Source organism: Sphingomonas sp. IBVSS2 (genome assembly GCF_002127225.1).
In the GTDB taxonomy this organism is placed as follows: Bacteria; Pseudomonadota; Alphaproteobacteria; order Sphingomonadales; family Sphingomonadaceae; genus Sphingomonas.
This window is the reverse complement of sequence record NZ_NFUR01000002.1, coordinates 124750-141280: the sequence shown is the minus strand read 5'-3', so window position 1 is coordinate 141280 and position 16531 is coordinate 124750. Positions and strand designations below refer to the sequence as shown.

Here is a 16531-nt window from a genome sequence, read left to right as displayed (position 1 = left end):
CATGGCCGGCGGTTACTTTGCTGGAACCCTGGTACGAGAAATACGAAAAGGCCCCGGGTGTCCTTGACCCCCCGGGCCATTGCGTCTCCAGCAACGTTCAGCTCTTGTCCCACGCGGGATATGCGCCGGAATACCGGCCCCTCGCGGAACGGGGGCGCCTATAGCGACGGGCGGCGAGCGGGTCAACTGAGTCGGCCGGGGGATAAGAGAGCGTCAACCTCCCCCGGGTTAGAGCCGGCGGATGGTTCGTCACGCACCCCGCTTCAAGCCCCTTGCCGCCGCGCTGGCGGCGCTGGCCGCGACTCTGCTGTTGGGCGGCGTCGGCCCCGCGATCGCCGCCCCTGCCCGCCTGCTGTCCTGGGAGTTGTTCGGGCTCGCGATCGCCGGCGGGGCGGGCTTCCTCGCCTGGCATCTCGCCCGGTTGAGCGCCCTGCCCCCCGGCCCGCTCGCCCGGGCGGCACTTCCCGCCGCATTGGCGCCGCTGATCGTCTTTCCGCATATCGGCGCCCCCGCCCTGCTCGTGCCCGCCGCGCTCGCCGCCCTGTTGCCGCCGGCCGAGCGATTCGCCGGGGCGCTGACGCTCGCCGGCATGCTCGGCGCGCTCGGCGCCGGCCCCCTCGCCGCGGCGGTCGCCGGCGGGGCGATGCTCGCCGCCGCATGGCGTTGCCGCGCCCGCTGCCCCGCCGCGAACGACAATCCCTCTCTGGAACGCGTGCCCCGCTTCTGGCCCCGCTTTTCGCCGATGCCTGGCTCCCTGCATTATGCTAGGGAAATCGCCAGGGATTCGGGTTCCGAATTGGGGAGTAGCGTGAATGTTCAACGGCAATAATCGTGGTCGCGATCGCGACGAACGTCCGGCGATGCCGCCGGCACCTCCGCAGCAGAGCGGCGGCAATGGGGGCAAGCGCGGCATGTTCTCGGTGATCGGTCCGGACGTGACCGTGACGGGCAATGTCTCGGCGAGCGCGGACCTGCACATCGACGGCCGCATCGAAGGCGACGTCAATTGCGGCAGCCTGGCACAGGGCGCCGACAGCCAGGTCTTCGGCAACGTCACCGCCGAGACCGCGCGCCTCGCCGGCGCGATCGAAGGCACGGTGCGCGTGCGCCAGCTCACCATCGAGCGCTCGGCCAAGATCACCGGCGATGTCGAATATGAGAACATCACCATCGAGAATGGCGGCCATATCGACGGGCGCCTGAAGCATATGAGCACCGTCCCGGTGGCAGCGGCCCCGGCGGGCCCGCGCCCGGTCGAGGCTGCGCCTTCCCCCTTCGCGGCGGCGGCGAACGAATAGGCTTCGATTTCTCACGGAACAGGAAGGGCGCGCTCCCCGGCGGAGCGCGCCCTTTCCTTTTTGCACTTCCCTTTTCGCGCGCGCCGGTGGAGCGGGGTAGCCCCCCTATAGCCTCTTCACCTTGTCCAGCTGCGCCCGCACTTCCGGCACGCTCTTCGCCGCAAAGGCCTTGAGCGCCGGCACCGTGCCGTTCGCGGCATAGTCCTGCACCGCCGCCAGCGCCTTCTCCTGCGCGGCGGTCTGTTGCGCCTTGTAGGCGGCGTCGAAGTCCGTGCCCGTCGCCTGGCGCAGCGTCTCCAGATTCGCGGACTGCTCGGCACTCGGCCTGGGATCGGGAACGATCGCCGGCCGCGCCCTGGCGCCCGCGGCCTTCAACCCGGCAGCCGATTCGGCGGACACTCGCGCCATCGCTCCGCCGAAATCCCTGAGCGCAGGCACGGTCGCCTTTTGCCGGGCGAGCTTGCCCGCTTCCATCCCATAGGCGTCGCTCGCGCCGACCGCGTCGGCGAATCCCTGGCCGCTCATCGCCACCGCGCCGGCCGCCGCATTGGCATCGGCGCCATTGTCCGGGGCGACGATATTGTCGACCGTGGTGATCGGCTCGCTGCCGCCACAGGCGCCCAACGCGAAGGCCGGCCCCAGGCCGAGCGCGAAGAAGTATCTGTTCATCCAGGCATTCCTCCTGTTTCAGGAAAGGGAACGCGAGCATGCGGACGCCGTTCCGGCTATCGCGGCGCGACGCGGCGAACCGAGGGAGATACCGAATGACCGACTGGACCCAGGCACAGGAAGGCGGCTGCCGCTGCGGCGAACTGCGCTTCCGCCTGACCGGCGCCCCGATGCTCACCAGCGCCTGCCACTGCGCGGGCTGCCAGAAGATGACCGGCAGCGCCTTTTCGCTGACGCTGACCATGCCCGCCGCCGGCTTCGCGCTGCTCCGGGGAGAGCCGGTGATCGGCGGCCTGCACGGCCCGGTCGCCCACCACTATCACTGCGATCGCTGCAAGAGCTGGGTTTTCACGCGCGCCGAAGGAATCGACTGGTTCGTCAACGTCCGCACGACGATGCTCGACGCGCCCGACGACCGGCCGCCGTTCCTGGAGACCTGGGCCGGCGAGAAGCTCCCCTGGGTCGAGACCGGCGCGGTGCACAGCTATCCGGGCGATCCCGATTGGAACGACTGGGGCAAGCTCTCCGGGGAATATGCCGTCCGCGCCTGAGCCCGCCTCCGTAACGAGGACGGCATCCGGGCAGCGAACCCCGGCTCAGCGCAGCTTCAGCACCGCCGTGGCAGCGGCGGGCAGGTCGGCCCGTTCCCGCAAGGACTGCTCGATCGCCAGCCCCGTCCGGGCGATCTTGCCCGAATAGGCCGTCCCGCCGTTCACGATCACCCGCACCGGCCTGTCGAGGTCGAGCAGTCGATCGGAGAGTCGCAGCGTCATGCCCGACGGAACGGCGCCGGTCAGCCTGATCGTCTGCCCCTCGACCGAGGCGAGGATTGTGTCGCCGGCCTTGGCCGCCGCCGCATCGGGAATGTGGAGCCAATAGTAGCGATCGTGCGTCACGTCATCCTGCAGCCAGACGACGCGCTTCGGCCAGGGATCCCGCGTGAAGCCCGCCATCCAGGGCAGCGCCTCGGCATCCTTGCGGTCCATCCAGTGCGGCAGGCCCGGATAGATGCGCGACATATGGACATAGCCCGCCGGATCGCCCGCATGCAGCCGGTCGAGCTCGGCAGTCTTGTCCGCGGCGATCCGGTTGCGGTCATAGGCGGCATCGGCACCCCCCATGAAAATGGCGAAGGGCAGGTTGCGCAGGCCGAACACCGAGGATTCGTTCGGATGGCCCGCCATCATCGCCGCCGCGGCGAAGCGATCGGCCATGCGCGGCGCCAGCTGCCACACGCCATCCCCACCCGCCGAATAGCCCATCAGATAGACGCGGTTCGGATCCACGCCGTTCACCGCCACCTGCGCGTCGATCAGCTGCTGGAACAGCGGGTCGATATGTCCCTCGTGCCACAGGTTCCACGTATCGGTCGGCGCGCGCGGGGCAAGGTAGATGCCCTCGGCCGGCGCGTAGAGGCGGATCTGGTTCCGCCACTGCTCGTCGTTCACCGCCGGCGGGGCATTGCCGCCGCCATGCATCGAGATCCACAGGCTGCGCTTGCCGGGCGCCGCGTTCCCGAAGAGCTTGCTTTCCCATTTCAAGGTCTTGTCGCCGATGGTGATCCGCCTGGCGGCGATCGCTTCCGCCGAACGCGCCGCCACCGCGCGCATATGCGCCGCGCCCAGCAGCGCCAGCGCGCGATCCGCCTCCGCGCGGCGCAGCGGGCGGGCGAGCGCCGGGTCGTCGAGCCGCCGTTCGGCTTCAGGCCTGGCCAGCCATGCCTCGATCGCGACGACCGGCTCCGCGGCAACGGCATGGCGCGCCGCGGCCGGCGCCGTCGGAACGAGAAGCGCCGGAGCGAGCGCGGCGGCGAGGAGGATGCGGATCGAGGCAAGGGTCATGTCACCGCCCTAGCTGGGGAACGTTACGGATCCATGCCGAAAACATGACCAACGGTACCCCGACCCTTGTCCAGTTCTCGCGGGACCGGCTTGGCCGGGCGCCGGATCTACTCCCTCAGCGGATCATGCCCCCAGTTCATCAGCGAATAGCGCCAGCGCGAGGTGGGAATCCGATACTCCTCGTGCGGCCCCTGCGCGCGGTGGCGGGCGACGAAGCCCACCACCTTGCGCATATGCGCATAGTCGCCGCCGTCGAGATCCTCCTCCGGCGTCCGCAGGATGCCGACGATCCTGCGGCCGGAGGCATGGCCCACGCTCTCCCCGCCATCCCGCTTGAAGCCGACCTTGCGGCTCTCCGCCGTCTCCAGCCAGTCCTCGATCTCTTCCGGCGTCATGTTCACCACTTCGTGAAACTTGCGCCGGATCTCCTCATGGTCGTCGCGTTGGGCCACCCGTCTCTCCGTTAACGTCATGTTACCCATGCGTAACGGTTCGCCCTATCCGGGGTTTCCCGTAGCGGCGGATTTATCCGGCCGCATCGGTGTAAGTTTCTCCGACGGGTGGCAGCGCGATCCGCGCCACCAGGGTCGTCGCTCCGATCAGCAGCAACGCCGCGAGCGCGACTCCCCGGCCGCGCCGCGGCAAGGGCGTGCCCGCCACCAGCGCAACGGCCAGCCCGGTCGCAAGCATCGCCCACAGATGATAGCGATAGTCGGCGGCGACGCTGATCACGAGGAACGCCAGCTCGGTCAGCACCGCGGACAGCGCGAGCGTGACCGCGAGCCGGCTGCGCGGGTCGTCACGCCGCCAGGCCAGCGCCAGCACCGCCAGCGCCACGGTCAGCCACAATATCGGCGCGCCGAACGGACTCTCGGCGAGCATCCCCGCAAGCTGCTGGAACGGCGCGATCCGCGGCGACGGCGAGCCGATCCCCAGCAGGTTGGGCTCCGAATCCGATTGCGGCTCCGCCAGCGGATAGCGCCAGGGGACCAGCCAGCGCATCGTCGCATTCCAATGCGCCAGCCGATGCTCGGCATAGGCGACCGGATGGCGCGCGATCGTCACCAGCCAGGCTTTGGTGAGCTTGCCGCCCGGCGCCGTGATCGCCAGCCCCTCCGCGACGAAGTCACAGCGATCGCCCAGCGGATCCCAGAGCATCGGCCGGATGCACCGCTCCGCCTCGGCCGCCTGCCACACCGGCGCCGGCAGCACCGGCACCGCCTCGGCGCCGGCATGATGCGCGATGCCGGCCAGATCATAGGTCGGCAGCGCCCGCCCGACCTCGCTGGCACCGGCGCCGAGCAGCCCGTGATTGACCAGCGGCAGCGCCGCGAGCACCGCGACCATCGCCGCCAGCATCATCGCACCGCGCCGCACCGGGCGCCGCCACGCCCCCGCTCCCAGCAGCCCGAAGGCGAGCGGCACCGTGGCGAACACCGCGTTGATGCGGACGAGCGTCGCATAGAGCAGCAACAGGCCGACGAGCAGCATCGCCCAGCGCGGCAATGGCCGGTCCCGCAGCCGCCACCAGGCGGCGAGCCCGGTGGCGGCGAGCAGCGCGCCTGCCATCTGCGCGTCCTTCAGCACCGCCACCTGCCAGCCGGCGATCGGCGGCCAGATGCCGAGCAGCAGCACCGCGCCCGCCGCGATTCGCGCGCCCTGCCGGGCCAGCGCCGCCGCGAACAGGCCCAGGCCGGTCCAGCAGAGCAGCAGCTGGAGCAGGAACATCGGCGCCTGGCCGTGCCAGCCCGCCGCGTGGAACAGCGCCCAGAACCGCGCCATCGCCGGCGGGTGCCAATCGTCATAGCTGCCGGAACGCAGCTGGGCATATTGGTTGAGCGTGTCGAACATCGCGACGCCCGGCCAGAACAGCACGAGCATGGCGAGGCAGAGCAGCGACGCGGCGAGCGCCGCCCGAGCCGCGGGCGACACGCGCCTCAACGCGAGGCTCCTAGCCGATCTTGCGGCCGAATACCGGACGCGGCGGAGCATCGCCGTGCGGGAAGGCTACCGAACGCTCGGGCGGCCGCTCGGACACCCTCTCGGGCACCGCGTCGCCGGCCTCGGCCTTGCGCGCCAGATAGCGGGCGAGCGCGGCATCGGCGTCGAAGCTCGACGCTTCCTCTTCCTCCGCCTCGCTCCCCTTCGCCTGGGACGGGCCACGCGGCGTGATGGTCAGCTTGAGCAGCCGGAAGGCGAGCGGGATGCAGAAGATCAGCCCGACCGCACCCAATCCGAGCACCGTCGGCCCCAGCCCCTGGGTGAGCGACCCGCCGTTCCAGCCTTCGAAGCCAGTGAAATAGAACAGCAGCCCCCCGATGAAGACGAGGGGTAGCAGCGACAGGATCAGCTTGAACATGCGCACGCCGAATCTCCGACCAGTTCTGGCGAACATGGCAGGAGATCGGCAACAAAGCGTGAAGACCGCCTAGATGTGGAGCGCGCGACCATAGGCGCCGAGCACGGCTTCGTGCATCGTCTCGCTGATCGTCGGGTGCGGGAACACCGTCTCCATCAGTTCCGCCTCGGTCGTCTCCAGCGTCTTGCCGATCGTATAGCCCTGGATCATCTCGGTCACTTCCGCGCCGATCATGTGCGCGCCGAGCAGCTCGCCGGTCTTGGCGTCGAACACGGTCTTCACGAAGCCCTCGGCCTCGCCCAGCGCGATCGCCTTGCCGTTGCCGATGAAGGGGAAGTTGCCGACCTTCACTTCATAGCCGGCTTCCTTAGCCTTGGCCTCGGTGAGGCCGACCGAAGCGATCTGCGGGTGGCAATAGGTGCAGCCCGGGATGTTGCGGACGTCCATCGCGTGCGGATGCTTGCCGGCGATCGCCTCGGCGGCGATCACGCCCTCATGGCTGGCCTTGTGCGCCAGGAACGGCGGCGCGGTGACGTCGCCGATCGCATAGAGGCCGGGCACGTTGGTCTTGCACGCCGCGTCGGTGACGATATGGCCGCGCTCGGTCTTCACGCCCAGCGTCTCGAGGCCGATATTCTCGGTGTTCGGCACGATGCCGACAGCGACGATGACGTGGCTGAACTCCTCGACGGTGACCTTGCCGTCCTTGCCCTTGATCGAGGCCTTCACGCCCGTGCCAGTCACGTCGATCTTCTCGACGCCGGTCGCGGTGCGGATGTCCATGCCCTGCTTCTTGAACTGCTTCTCGAGATGCGCGGAGACGTCCTTGTCCTCCACCGGCACGATCCGGTCGAGCATCTCGACGATGGTCACCTTGGCGCCCATGTCGTTGTAGAAGCTGGCGAACTCGACGCCGATCGCGCCCGAGCCGATGACGAGCAGCTTGCTGGGCATCTCCGGCGGGGTCATCGCGGTGCGATAGGTCCAGATGCGCTTGCCGTCGGCCGGAGCGAAGGGCAAGTCGCGGGCGCGGGCGCCGGTGGCGACGATGATGTTCTTGGCCTCGATCTCGGTCTTCTTGCCATCCTCGGCCGTCACGGTCAGCTTGCCCGGCGCAGTCAGCACGCCGGTGCCGAAATGCACCGCGATCTTGTTCTTCTTCATCAGGTGCGTGACGCCCTGGTTGAGCTGCTTGGCGACGCCGCGCGAGCGCTTCACCACGGCTTCCAGGTCGGCGCTGATCTTCTCGGCGACCAGGCCGTAATCCTTGGCGTGCTGCATGTAGTGGAAAATCTCGGACGAGCGGAGCAGCGCCTTGGTCGGGATACAGCCCCAGTTGAGGCAGATGCCGCCCAGCAGCTCGCGCTCGACGATCGCCGTCTTGAGGCCCAGCTGCGCGGCGCGGATCGCCGCCACATAGCCGCCGGGGCCGGAGCCGAGCACGATCACGTCATAGGTGTCAGCCAAGGGGGAAGTCCTTCCGCTTGTTGGTTCTGTATCAGATAGGGTTGGCCGGGGCCGCGTCCACCGGGCGCGGCCGCTTGTGCTCGTCCACCGCGACGAACACGAACTGCGCCTGGGTGACCAGGCAGCTTTCCTCGGAGTGGCGGGCGCGGCGCCAGGACTGGACGTCGATCGTCATCGAGGTGCGCCCCACCTTGACGATATCGGCGAACACCGAGACTTCGTCGCCCACCGCAACGGGCGCGTGGAACTTCATGCCCTCCACCGCGACGGTGACCGCCCGCCCGCGCGAATGGCGCGCGGCGACCAGGCCGGCGGCCAGGTCCATCTGGCCCATCAGCCAGCCGCCGAAGATGTCGCCATAGGCATTGGCATCCGCGGGCATGGTGCTCACGCGGATCGCCGGCTGCTGCTGCGGGGGCGTGGCGCCACCCTCAACCATCGGCGCGCGGCTCCGTGCCCGCGAGCTTTGCCTTGTCCTCGGCAAAGGCCCGGCGCACCGGGCCGACGCCCATCAGCACCACGGCGATCATGCAGGCATAGCCGACCAGCCAGATGTCCCCGGTCGCGCGCGGATAGGACCAGGCCGCCGCCGCGGAGATCAACGCCGCGGCAAGCAGTCCGATCACGATGTGCACCACTTCGATCAGCACGCGCATGGCCGCGCCCTCCGGTTCAGGCGATCATCCCGAACGGATTCTCGACCAGTTCCTTGAAGATCTTCATCATCTCAGCGCCGTCGGCCCCGTCGATCGCCCGGTGATCGAAGCTGCCGGTGGCCGACATCACCGTCGCCACGCCCAGCGCGTCGTCGACGATGTACGGACGCTTCTCGCCCGCGCCGATCGCCATGATCATGCCCTGGGGCGGATTGATCACCGCTTCGAACTGCTTGATGCCGAACATGCCCATGTTCGAAAGCGACGCCGTGCCGCCCTGATATTCCTCGGGCTTCAGCTTGCCGTCGCGCGCGCGCGCCGCCAGGTCCTTCATCTCGGTCGAGATCGCCGAGACCGCCTTGTTCGCCGCGTCGCGGATGATCGGCGTGATCAGCCCGGTCGGAGTGGAGACCGCCACCGACACGTCGGAGCGGCTATACTTGATCAGCTGGTCGCCGGTGTAGGTGACGTTGCATTTGGGCGCCTGGGCCAGCGCCACGCCGAGCGCCTTGATCAGCAGGTCGTTGACCGAGAGCTTGATGCCGCGCGCCTCGAGCGCCTTGTTCAGGTCGCCGCGCAGCTTGAGCAGCGCGTCGAGCCGGATGTCGAGCGTGAGGTAGATGTGCGGGACGGTCTGCTTCGACTCGGTGAGGCGGCGCGCGATCGTCTTGCGGATGTTCGAGAGCTTCTCGGCCTCGTGCGGGATCGATTCGTCCCACCAGACCGGCTTGTGCTCGGCCGGAGCGGCTGCGGCCGGCGCCGGAGCGGCTGCAGGAGCTGGCGCGGCGGCGGCGGGCGCGGCGCCCGGCTTCGCGCCGTCGATGTCCGCCTTCACGATGCGGCCGTTCGGGCCCGAGCCGGCCACGCCGGCCAGGTCGACGCCCTTCTCGGCGGCAAGGCGCTTGGCGAGCGGGCTCGCCTTGACGCGGTCGCCGGAAGCCGCGGCCGCCTGGGCGGGAGCGGGGGTCGGCGCGGGCGCGGCGGCGGCCGGAGTCGGCGCCGGAGCAGCCTCGGCCTTGGGTGCCGGGGCCGGAGTCGGCGCAGGCGACGCGGCGGCCGAGGCGACATCCTCGCCCTCGCCCGCCAGCACGGCGATCACGGTGCCGACCTTCACATTGTCGGTGCCCTCTGGGACGAGGATCTTGGCGATCACGCCCTCGTCCACCGCTTCGAACTCCATGGTCGCCTTGTCGGTCTCGATCTCGGCCATGAGGTCGCCGGACTTCACCGTATCGCCCTCCTTCACGAGCCACTTGGCGAGGGTACCCTCTTCCATGGTGGGAGAAAGCGCCGGCATCTTGATTTCGATCGACATGAAGGTTCCCGTTGTTGGAGCCCTGAACAGGTTCGGGCCCTCTTTGCGCCGCCCCTGCCCCGGGTCAAGAGGACACGCTTGCAGGATTTGACGCTACGGGGCACGTAACGCGCAAGCGAGAGGATCAATCCATGCGCACCTATCTGGTGGTGATCGACGAGAGCCCAGAGGCCGAGATCGCATTGCGCTTCGCCGCGCGGCGTGCAGTGAAGACCGGCGGCAACGTCGAAATCCTCGCGCTGATCCCCAAGCCGGACTTCGTCCAATGGGGCGGCGTGATGGCCACGATCGAGGAGGAAGCGCGCGAACGCGCCGAGGCGCTGGTGGCGCGCGCGGCCGGCACGCTGTTCGCCGAATCGGGGCTCCAACCCTCGATCACCGTGCGCGAGGGCGACGGGCCGAAGATCGTCCACGAGATGATCGCCGCCAATCGCGACATCGCCGCCCTGGTGCTCGGTGCCGCGGCAAGCGGGCCGCCGGGCCCGATGGTCACGCACTTCTCCGGATCGGATGCCGGCAAGCTGCCCGTGCCGCTGATGGTGATTCCCGGCGCGCTCGACATGGATGCGATCGACCGGTTGAGTTGAGTAAATACCTCCCCGAGCTCGCTCGGGGAGGAACTGGGTTGGATTGACCCGACCCCGCCCCCCCGCCACTCTCGCCCCATGCGCATTCTCGCCCTCGCTCCGCTCCTCTTCGCTTTCCCCACCATTGCCCAGGCCCAGGAAAAGCCCGATCCCGCCCGGCTGAAGGCCAGTGTCGAGAAGCTGGTCGGCTTCGGCACCCGCCACACGCTTTCGGATGCGGACGACCCCAGCCGCGGCATCGGTGCCGCCCGGCGCTGGTTCGCCGCCGAACTCGCCAGGCTGGGAGACCGGTGCGGCTGCATCGAAGTGGCCAATATCGCGCGCGGCTTCACCGGCCCCCGCGCGCCGAACGGGGTGCAGATCGTCGACGTGCTCGGCTTCCAGGCCGGCACCGATCCGAAGCGAGTCGTCATCGTGATGGGCCATATCGACAGTCGGGTGAGCGACGTGATGAACGCCACCGCCGATGCCCCCGGCGCCAATGACGATGCCTCCGGCGTCGCGCTGGTGCTCGAGGCGGCACGCATCCTTTCCAGGGAGAAGTTCCGGGCGACGATCGTCTATGCTGCGCTCTCGGGCGAGGAGCAGGGGCTGTTCGGCGGCCAGCTGCTCGCCGAGACCGCGAAGGAACGGGGCTGGACGGTCACCGCGGTGCTCAACAACGACATCGTCGGCAACACGGTCGGCACCGACGGGCGCAAGGTGGCGGACCGCGTGCGCATCTTTTCCGAGAGCTTCGGCGAGAATGATGCCGCCCAGGCGCTCCAGGGCCTGCGCGCCGATGGCGGCGAGGACGACGGCCCTTCGCGCGCGCTCGCCAAGGCGATCGGCCAGGTCGCGGGCACCGTCCCCGGCGGGCTCGGCGCCTTCCTGGTCCGCCGGCCCGACCGGTTCGGCCGCGGCGGCGATCATTCGCCGTTCCAGAAGCTCGGCTATCCGGCGGTGCGCTTCTCGGTGGGGGTCGAGAATTACGACGCGCAGCACCAGGACCTCGCCCCCGGCAAGGGCGACACGGTCGACCGGATGGACTTTCCCTATCTGGCCGGAGTGACGGCGCTCAACGTCGCGACGATCCGCCGCCTGGCCGCCGCGCCGGCCGCACCGGACAAGGTGACGATCGGCGGGGCGCTCGCCTCCGACACGTCGGTGAAATGGGCCGCCGTGCCCGGCGCGGCCAAGTATCGCGTCCATTGGCGCCGCGCCGACGCGCGCGACTGGACGGACCATCTCGACGTCGCCGGCACCGAAGCCAGCCTGAAGGGCGTGATCGTCGACGACAATTTCGTCGGGGTATCGGCAATCGGCGCGGACGGGGCCGAGAGCCTGGTGACGTTCGGGCGGCGGTGACGCCCGTCACTCCCCTCCCTGGAAGGGAGGGGAGGTTATTCCTGCAATTTCCTGCAATATGGGATCGCCGCGCATGCGCTACGCGTCGCGGCGGGAAATCACCGGCAACCGCAGACGCAGCACTGCACCCTGGGCTTGTACCGCCGCACCGGCGCCTTGCGCACCACCCGGCGCGGCGCGGCGCGGACATAGGTGGTCCGCTCGACCACTTCCTCGGTCACCGTGGTGGTGGTGGTCACCGCCGGCATGGTGACGATCACGGTCGAGCCCACCGGCGCACCATAATAATAGGCGCCGGACTGGTAGCTGCCCGAACCGTAATAGGCGCCGCCGGACCCGTAATAGCCCTGGACCTGGACGCCCGGCGGCGGGAGCGGCGCGCCGGCCGGCGGCGCATAGTCCCCGGGATAGCCGTCATAATAGTCATTGGGATCGATCGGCTGGATAGGCTCGCGATAGCCCGCGCCCGAACGGCTATAGGCGCTCGAATAGCTGCCGCTCGAATCGGCCCAGGAATCCGCATCGGCCCAGCCGATGCCGCTCACCGAATCCCACACATCGCCGCGATCGTCGACCAGCACGGCATCGTCATAATAGCGGACCCAGAAATAGCCGTAGGGCGGCGCGGCGAGGCCCCAGCTCAGATAGTCGGGGATGCGGAAGCCGCCGCCCATCCAATAACCGGGCAGATGGTTGCCCCGGCCAAGCCGGCGATAGCCGTTCCAGCCGCCCGGCGCCTGCGCACCGGCATACCAACGGCCGCCGATCATCCCGCCCCAGCGATTGCCGTTCGGCCGGCCGACCTGGCCATGGCCGCGCGGCGGCAGCGCCATCCAGCGGCCATTCTGCCAGACGCGCGCGCCGGCGGTGGGCACGCCCGGGCCGTTCTGGACCACCGGCGGCGGGCCGGGAACGCGCGGCGGCGGCGGCATCGGCACGCTGCGCCCGCCATAGGCTCCGCCCGGGGCCGGGATCGGACCGCCGCTACCGCCCCAGACCGGGCCGGGCGAGGCCACCTGCGCAACCGCGGGCATCGCTGCCAGCAGGGCCGAGGCCATCAGGGCCGGCTTCAACAGGTGACGCATATCGATACTCCTTCGCCCCATGCCGGAGCGCGCGCTGCTCCGATGGTTGCCAAAGAGTTAAACCCCGCGCGTGCGGGGCGCCACTTTTGCCTATGCTTAACGGAGTCCCGATCCGGGTCAGCCGGCCAGACGGGGACCCAGGATACGCATCAGCGCCTCGCAGCCGGCAGCGTCGCCGGCATCGAAGCGGGCCGGATTGGGACTGTCGAGGTCGAGCACGCCGATCAGCGCGCCCTGGACCACGATCGGCACGACCAGCTCGGAGCGGCTGGCCGCATCGCAGGCGATATGGCCGGGAAAGGCGTGCACGTCGTCGACCAGCTGCGTCTCCCGCGTCGCCGCGGCGGCGCCGCACACGCCCTTGCCGAAGGGGATGCGGATGCAGGCGGCCTTGCCCTGGAACGGCCCGAGCACCAGCTCGCCGCCGATATTGCGATAGAAGCCCGCCCAGTTCAGGTCCGGCAGATACTGCCAGATCAGCGCCGACACGTTCGCCATGTTGGCGATCGCGTCGGGCTCGTCGGCGGTGAGCGCGTCGAGCGCGGCGGCGAGGTCGCGATAGAGCTCGGTCTTGTCGGCGGTGTCGATGTCGAAGGCGTACATGGCTCCCATGTAGTCGATCCGGCGCCCGGGCGGGAGGGGTCAACCGAGCAGGCGCGGCAGCCACATCGCCATCACCGCGCCGAAGATGCCGACCCCGGCCGCCAGCGCGAGCAGCCCGAGCCCCACAGCGACGGCGAAGCGCGACAACGGCCCGCGCCGCTCGGCGGCCAGATAGAGCTCGAGCATCGCCAGCGGCACGAGATAGCAGCCAAAGGCCCAGGCGCGGACGAAGGGGCCGTCGAAATCGGCCCCGATGCCCAACGGGCCCCGATTGGCGAGGATCCAGAACATCAGCCCGACGCGGAAGAACCACACGCCGCTCGCCAGCACGAAGGCGCGCAGCGCCCAGCGGCGATGCTCGGCGAAGCGGCGCAGGCGGGCGAAGCGCCAGGCGACCGTTGCCGCCCCGATGATCAGCAGCCCGTTCAGGCTGATCCCGATCCGCAGCAACGGCCCGCCCGCCGTGCCCCGGGTCCATACCATGTAGAGGCCGCCCAGGCTGATCAGCAACGCGGTGAGCATATAGGCCCGGCCGTTCCAGCGATGGAAGCGCGGCCAGCGGCGGCGAATCGCGGGCACGAGCTGGAGCGGGCCGCCCAGCGTGATGACCGCCGCGAGCAGCAGGTGCATGGCGAGGACGAGATTGCCGGCCAGTCCGCCCGGGACATAGCCGCCGACCAGCACCTGGTTCCACCGCGCGAAATCGCCCTGGGCGGCGGCACGGCCATAGAAGCCGGCGATGTAGAGAACGAAGGCCAGCTGACCGGTCGTCGCGACGGCGAACCAGAAGAGGACGGAGCCCCTCAGCGCCTTCACGCTCCACATGGCGACGGTATTCTCGGTCATCTTCCCTCCCGGACTTGCCAAGGGGTCGATAACCCGGCGAGACTGGCCCCGGACATGACCGCGCCGACCGGAAAGCATGACTTTGCGCGCCAGGGTGCGCCGACCGTCTCGGCGGGCTATGCCTGCTATCTGTGGCGCTTCGCCGTGGCCCGCGGCGCCGACCCGGCCGAACTGGCGCGGCGGTCCGGGATCGATCCGGCCGGCCTTGCCGATCCCGACACCCGCATCCCCTTCACCTGCTATAAGGCGCTGATGCACGCCGCGAAGGAACTGTGCCGCATGCCCGCGCTCGCGCTGCATCTGGGCGCGGGCAATGATTTCCGCGAATTCTCCGTGGTCGGCCTCATCTGCTATGCCGCGCCGACCATGGGCGAGGCGCTGGCCGAGCTGAATCGCTATGGCCGGCTCGTCGCCGAGGTCGATCTGGCGATGACGGGCCCCCGCTTCCGGATCGAGCAGCGGGACGGCGGCACCTGGCTCACCGACACCCGCGCCGACCCCAATGCCTTTCCCGAGATGACCGAGGCCAGCTGGGCCCGCTTCATCGGCGAGACGCAGCGCCACTTCCCCGACGCGCCCTTCGCGCTGGCGGTGCACGTCACCCATCCCGCCCCGGCCCATGCCGACGCATATGAAGCGGTGCTGGGCGTGCCGGTCACCTTCGCCAGCGATTGCAACGCGATCCGGATCGACCCGTCCTGGCTCGGCATCGCGCTGCACAATCCCAGCCGCTATGCCTTTGGCGTGCTCAGCGAACGCGCCGACCAGCTGATGCGCGCGCTGGAAAGCGCGAAGTCGATGCGCGGCCGGGTCGAAGCCGCGCTGATGCCGATGCTCCACCGGGGCGATGTCGCCATGGAGGCCGTCGCCCGGAAACTGGGGCTCAGCCAGCGCTCGCTCCAGCGCCGGCTGAAGGACGAGGACAGCGGCTATGAGGCGGTGCTCGACGCGCTCCGCCACCGCATGGCGCTCAACTATCTGAGCGGCGGGCGGACCTCGGTGAACGAGACCGCCTATCTGGTCGGCTTCTCCGATCCCAGCGCCTTCTCCCGTGCGTTCAAGCGCTGGACAGGCACGAGCCCGCGCGGGTGGCTGGAGCGACAACGCTAGAGTGGATCGCCATTTGGGATCTGTATCGAGCGCGCATTGCCGGCGGAGGAAAAGCCGTTCCCGGCGGCGAGGGACGGAAGTTTAATGTCGAAGCCTCTCCCTTCCGTCATGCTGAACTTGTTTCAGCATCCAATTCTCCACCGGCGATATTGCTGGTGGCACCTTGGACCCTGAAACAAGTTCAGCATGACGAAAGAGGTTGGCTCGACGTGTTCCGGCCCGCCAAGCCACATCCTTAGCCTGAATGTAGATCCACTAGTCGAACCGCACCTTGCCCCGGCCCGCCTTCACCGCGCTGCGCCCCTTCTTCTCGTCCACCCGCCGCGCCTTTGCGGCCTTGCTGGGCTTGGTCTTGATCCGCTTGGCGTCACGTTCATACGCCTTGGCGATCAGCTCGACGACGCGCTCGCGGGCATCGGCGCGATTGGCTTCCTGGGTGCGGAACTTGCGGGCGGTGATCACCAGCTCGCCGCCCGCGGTCAGCTTGGTGCCGGCCAGCGTCTTGAGCTTCTGATAGGCATGGGGCGCCAGGCCCAGCTTGAACACGTCGATCCGCAGCTGGACTGCCGTGGCGACCTTGTTGACATTCTGCCCGCCCGGCCCGGTCGAGGCGAGGAACTTCTCCTCGACGATCGCCTCGTCGGGTATCTCAGCCACGGCCGAACCCGGCCCCGAACCCTGCGTTGTGGAAGCGCACCGGCAGCGGGGCGGTGGCGTGGATATCGTCCTTGCCCTCGCGCGGGAGAGTCAGTTCGACCGCATGCAGCATCATCGCTGGCCCGCCCCGGCCATAGACCGGGTCCCCCATCACCGGCGCGCCCAGCCCTTCGGCCGCGTGCACGCGGATCTGATGGGTACGGCCGGTCTCGGGATAGAAGGCGACCAGGCTCTTGCCGCCCTTGCGTTCCATCACCTTGTAACGGGTTATCGAGGGCTTGCCCCTGGGGTCGCCGACCATCCGCCAGCCTTCCTCGCGCGTCGAGACCTTGGCCAGCGGCAAGTCGATCGTGCCGCTGTCCTGTGCGGGCTCGCCGTCGAGGATCGCCAGGTATCGCTTGGCCACGGCCCCGGCCTCGAAGGCCTGGGCGAAGCGCTTCAGCGCCTTGGGGTTGCGGGCGAGCAGCAGGCAGCCGCTGGTATCGCGGTCGAGCCGGTGGACCGGCACCGGCAGGCGCTGGAAACCGAAGGTGAGCTGGTCGAGCAGGTCCTCGAGGCTTTCCGCGCGGTCCCGCGGACGATCGACCGGCAGGCCCGCGGGCTTGTCGATCACCAATGCCTCGCCGTCGATGAAGAGCACGCGATCCTTGAACATCGCCTGCCCATGCCACCGCCGGCGCCGAAGCGCCAG

The 16531-nt window shown here is 69.3% G+C and carries 20 protein-coding genes; 6 read left to right on the top strand and 14 right to left on the bottom strand.

Annotated features, from left to right (window positions below):
• The first annotated feature begins 241 nt into the window (after window positions 1-241).
• Together CAP40_RS06735 and CAP40_RS06730 are read left to right on the top strand one after the other, a co-directional pair.
• Window positions 242-829 carry a hypothetical protein gene (locus CAP40_RS06735; protein WP_086128635.1) on the top strand — a complete coding sequence of 196 codons (588 nt, stop codon included), beginning with the start codon at window positions 242-244 and terminating at the stop codon, window positions 827-829.
• Entirely contained in the window at window positions 813-1298 is a 486-nt protein-coding gene (locus CAP40_RS06730) for a polymer-forming cytoskeletal protein (RefSeq protein ID WP_086128634.1), read from the top strand. The genes CAP40_RS06735 and CAP40_RS06730 overlap by 17 nt, the downstream gene beginning before the upstream one ends.
• A 105-nt stretch (window positions 1299-1403) precedes the next feature.
• Here CAP40_RS06730 and CAP40_RS06725 read toward each other — a convergent pair whose 3' ends face one another.
• The gene (locus CAP40_RS06725; protein ID WP_086128633.1) at window positions 1404-1967 is read right to left on the bottom strand and encodes a DUF4142 domain-containing protein; all 564 of its coding nucleotides are present in this window, start codon (window positions 1965-1967) and stop codon (window positions 1404-1406) included.
• A gap of 95 nt (window positions 1968-2062) precedes the next feature.
• Here CAP40_RS06725 and CAP40_RS06720 point away from each other — a divergent pair, with 95 nt between their 5' ends.
• Entirely contained in the window at window positions 2063-2518 is a 456-nt protein-coding gene (locus CAP40_RS06720) for a GFA family protein (protein WP_086128632.1), read from the top strand.
• A 45-nt stretch (window positions 2519-2563) separates the two neighbouring features.
• Here the strand turns inward: CAP40_RS06720 and CAP40_RS06715 are convergent, their stop codons facing one another.
• The 8 genes from CAP40_RS06715 to CAP40_RS06680 all read right to left on the bottom strand — a co-directional run bounded on the left by CAP40_RS06715 (window position 2564) and on the right by CAP40_RS06680 (window position 9605).
• The gene (locus tag CAP40_RS06715; protein WP_086128631.1) at window positions 2564-3808 is read right to left on the bottom strand and encodes a hypothetical protein; all 1245 of its coding nucleotides are present in this window, start codon (window positions 3806-3808) and stop codon (window positions 2564-2566) included.
• Between the two features lie 107 nt (window positions 3809-3915).
• Window positions 3916-4260: a DUF3140 domain-containing protein gene (locus CAP40_RS06710; RefSeq protein WP_256924056.1), complete on the bottom strand. Its 345-nt coding sequence runs from the start codon at window positions 4258-4260 to the stop codon at window positions 3916-3918.
• Between the two features lie 73 nt (window positions 4261-4333).
• Window positions 4334-5740: a hypothetical protein gene (locus CAP40_RS06705; RefSeq protein WP_256924124.1), complete on the bottom strand. Its 1407-nt coding sequence runs from the start codon at window positions 5738-5740 to the stop codon at window positions 4334-4336.
• Between the two features lie 19 nt (window positions 5741-5759).
• Window positions 5760-6167, bottom strand: a complete 408-nt coding sequence (locus tag CAP40_RS20380) for a hypothetical protein (RefSeq protein ID WP_086128629.1) — start codon at window positions 6165-6167, stop codon at window positions 5760-5762.
• A 69-nt stretch (window positions 6168-6236) separates the two neighbouring features.
• A complete protein-coding gene (gene lpdA / locus CAP40_RS06695; RefSeq protein ID WP_086128628.1) occupies window positions 6237-7634 on the bottom strand; it encodes a dihydrolipoyl dehydrogenase in 1398 nt (465 codons plus the stop codon).
• Between the two features lie 31 nt (window positions 7635-7665).
• Window positions 7666-8073 (bottom strand): acyl-CoA thioesterase, encoded by a 408-nt coding sequence (locus CAP40_RS06690; protein ID WP_086128627.1) that lies wholly within the window; start codon window positions 8071-8073, stop codon window positions 7666-7668.
• Window positions 8066-8290 carry a hypothetical protein gene (locus tag CAP40_RS06685; protein WP_086128626.1) on the bottom strand — a complete coding sequence of 75 codons (225 nt, stop codon included), beginning with the start codon at window positions 8288-8290 and terminating at the stop codon, window positions 8066-8068. Before CAP40_RS06685 ends, CAP40_RS06690 begins: the two co-directional genes overlap by 8 nt.
• 16 nt (window positions 8291-8306) lie before the next feature.
• Entirely contained in the window at window positions 8307-9605 is a 1299-nt protein-coding gene (locus CAP40_RS06680) for a pyruvate dehydrogenase complex dihydrolipoamide acetyltransferase (RefSeq protein ID WP_086128625.1), read from the bottom strand.
• Between the two features lie 131 nt (window positions 9606-9736).
• Here CAP40_RS06680 and CAP40_RS06675 point away from each other — a divergent pair, with 131 nt between their 5' ends.
• Both CAP40_RS06675 and CAP40_RS06670 read left to right on the top strand, forming a co-directional pair.
• The gene (locus CAP40_RS06675) at window positions 9737-10192 is read left to right on the top strand and encodes a universal stress protein (RefSeq protein ID WP_086128624.1); all 456 of its coding nucleotides are present in this window, start codon (window positions 9737-9739) and stop codon (window positions 10190-10192) included.
• Window positions 10193-10270: 78 nt separating this feature from the next.
• Complete coding sequence (locus CAP40_RS06670; protein WP_086128623.1) at window positions 10271-11539, top strand: M20/M25/M40 family metallo-hydrolase; 1269 nt, start codon at window positions 10271-10273, stop codon at window positions 11537-11539.
• 98 nt (window positions 11540-11637) lie between these two features.
• Here the strand turns inward: CAP40_RS06670 and CAP40_RS06665 are convergent, their stop codons facing one another.
• From CAP40_RS06665 to CAP40_RS06655, 3 genes are all read right to left on the bottom strand, one after another.
• Window positions 11638-12624, bottom strand: a complete 987-nt coding sequence (locus CAP40_RS06665) for an RcnB family protein (protein WP_144034255.1) — start codon at window positions 12622-12624, stop codon at window positions 11638-11640.
• Window positions 12625-12741: 117 nt separating this feature from the next.
• Window positions 12742-13227 carry a GAF domain-containing protein gene (locus CAP40_RS06660; protein WP_086128621.1) on the bottom strand — a complete coding sequence of 162 codons (486 nt, stop codon included), beginning with the start codon at window positions 13225-13227 and terminating at the stop codon, window positions 12742-12744.
• A gap of 39 nt (window positions 13228-13266) precedes the next feature.
• Window positions 13267-14073, bottom strand: a complete 807-nt coding sequence (locus tag CAP40_RS06655) for a DUF2306 domain-containing protein (RefSeq protein ID WP_086128620.1) — start codon at window positions 14071-14073, stop codon at window positions 13267-13269.
• Window positions 14074-14127: 54 nt separating this feature from the next.
• On the opposite strand from CAP40_RS06655, the gene CAP40_RS06650 reads away from it, so the two are divergent.
• Window positions 14128-15183 carry an AraC family transcriptional regulator gene (locus CAP40_RS06650; RefSeq protein WP_086128619.1) on the top strand — a complete coding sequence of 352 codons (1056 nt, stop codon included), beginning with the start codon at window positions 14128-14130 and terminating at the stop codon, window positions 15181-15183.
• A gap of 255 nt (window positions 15184-15438) precedes the next feature.
• Here CAP40_RS06650 and arfB read toward each other — a convergent pair whose 3' ends face one another.
• A complete protein-coding gene (arfB, locus tag CAP40_RS06645; RefSeq protein ID WP_086128618.1) occupies window positions 15439-15840 on the bottom strand; it encodes an alternative ribosome rescue aminoacyl-tRNA hydrolase ArfB in 402 nt (133 codons plus the stop codon).
• Window positions 15833-16495: an RluA family pseudouridine synthase gene (locus tag CAP40_RS06640; RefSeq protein WP_086128617.1), complete on the bottom strand. Its 663-nt coding sequence runs from the start codon at window positions 16493-16495 to the stop codon at window positions 15833-15835. Before CAP40_RS06640 ends, arfB begins: the two co-directional genes overlap by 8 nt.
• Window positions 16496-16531 lie beyond the last annotated feature (36 nt).

What these genes read in the sequence shown, in the direction of transcription:
- CAP40_RS06735 (WP_086128635.1), top strand. Translation starts at nt 242, where the DNA reads ATGGTTCGTCACGCACCCCGCTTCAAGCCCCTTGCCGCCGCGCTGGCG.
- CAP40_RS06730 (WP_086128634.1), top strand. Translation starts at nt 813, where the DNA reads ATGTTCAACGGCAATAATCGTGGTCGCGATCGCGACGAACGTCCGGCG.
- CAP40_RS06725 (WP_086128633.1), bottom strand. Translation starts at nt 1,967, where the DNA reads ATGAACAGATACTTCTTCGCGCTCGGCCTGGGGCCGGCCTTCGCGTTG.
- CAP40_RS06720 (WP_086128632.1), top strand. Translation starts at nt 2,063, where the DNA reads ATGACCGACTGGACCCAGGCACAGGAAGGCGGCTGCCGCTGCGGCGAA.
- CAP40_RS06715 (WP_086128631.1), bottom strand. Translation starts at nt 3,808, where the DNA reads ATGACCCTTGCCTCGATCCGCATCCTCCTCGCCGCCGCGCTCGCTCCG.
- CAP40_RS20380 (WP_086128629.1), bottom strand. Translation starts at nt 6,167, where the DNA reads ATGTTCAAGCTGATCCTGTCGCTGCTACCCCTCGTCTTCATCGGGGGG.
- CAP40_RS06690 (WP_086128627.1), bottom strand. Translation starts at nt 8,073, where the DNA reads ATGGTTGAGGGTGGCGCCACGCCCCCGCAGCAGCAGCCGGCGATCCGC.
- CAP40_RS06685 (WP_086128626.1), bottom strand. Translation starts at nt 8,290, where the DNA reads ATGCGCGTGCTGATCGAAGTGGTGCACATCGTGATCGGACTGCTTGCC.
- CAP40_RS06680 (WP_086128625.1), bottom strand. Translation starts at nt 9,605, where the DNA reads ATGTCGATCGAAATCAAGATGCCGGCGCTTTCTCCCACCATGGAAGAG.
- CAP40_RS06675 (WP_086128624.1), top strand. Translation starts at nt 9,737, where the DNA reads ATGCGCACCTATCTGGTGGTGATCGACGAGAGCCCAGAGGCCGAGATC.
- CAP40_RS06670 (WP_086128623.1), top strand. Translation starts at nt 10,271, where the DNA reads ATGCGCATTCTCGCCCTCGCTCCGCTCCTCTTCGCTTTCCCCACCATT.
- CAP40_RS06665 (WP_144034255.1), bottom strand. Translation starts at nt 12,624, where the DNA reads ATGCGTCACCTGTTGAAGCCGGCCCTGATGGCCTCGGCCCTGCTGGCA.
- CAP40_RS06660 (WP_086128621.1), bottom strand. Translation starts at nt 13,227, where the DNA reads ATGTACGCCTTCGACATCGACACCGCCGACAAGACCGAGCTCTATCGC.
- CAP40_RS06655 (WP_086128620.1), bottom strand. Translation starts at nt 14,073, where the DNA reads ATGACCGAGAATACCGTCGCCATGTGGAGCGTGAAGGCGCTGAGGGGC.
- CAP40_RS06650 (WP_086128619.1), top strand. Translation starts at nt 14,128, where the DNA reads ATGACCGCGCCGACCGGAAAGCATGACTTTGCGCGCCAGGGTGCGCCG.
- CAP40_RS06640 (WP_086128617.1), bottom strand. Translation starts at nt 16,495, where the DNA reads ATGTTCAAGGATCGCGTGCTCTTCATCGACGGCGAGGCATTGGTGATC.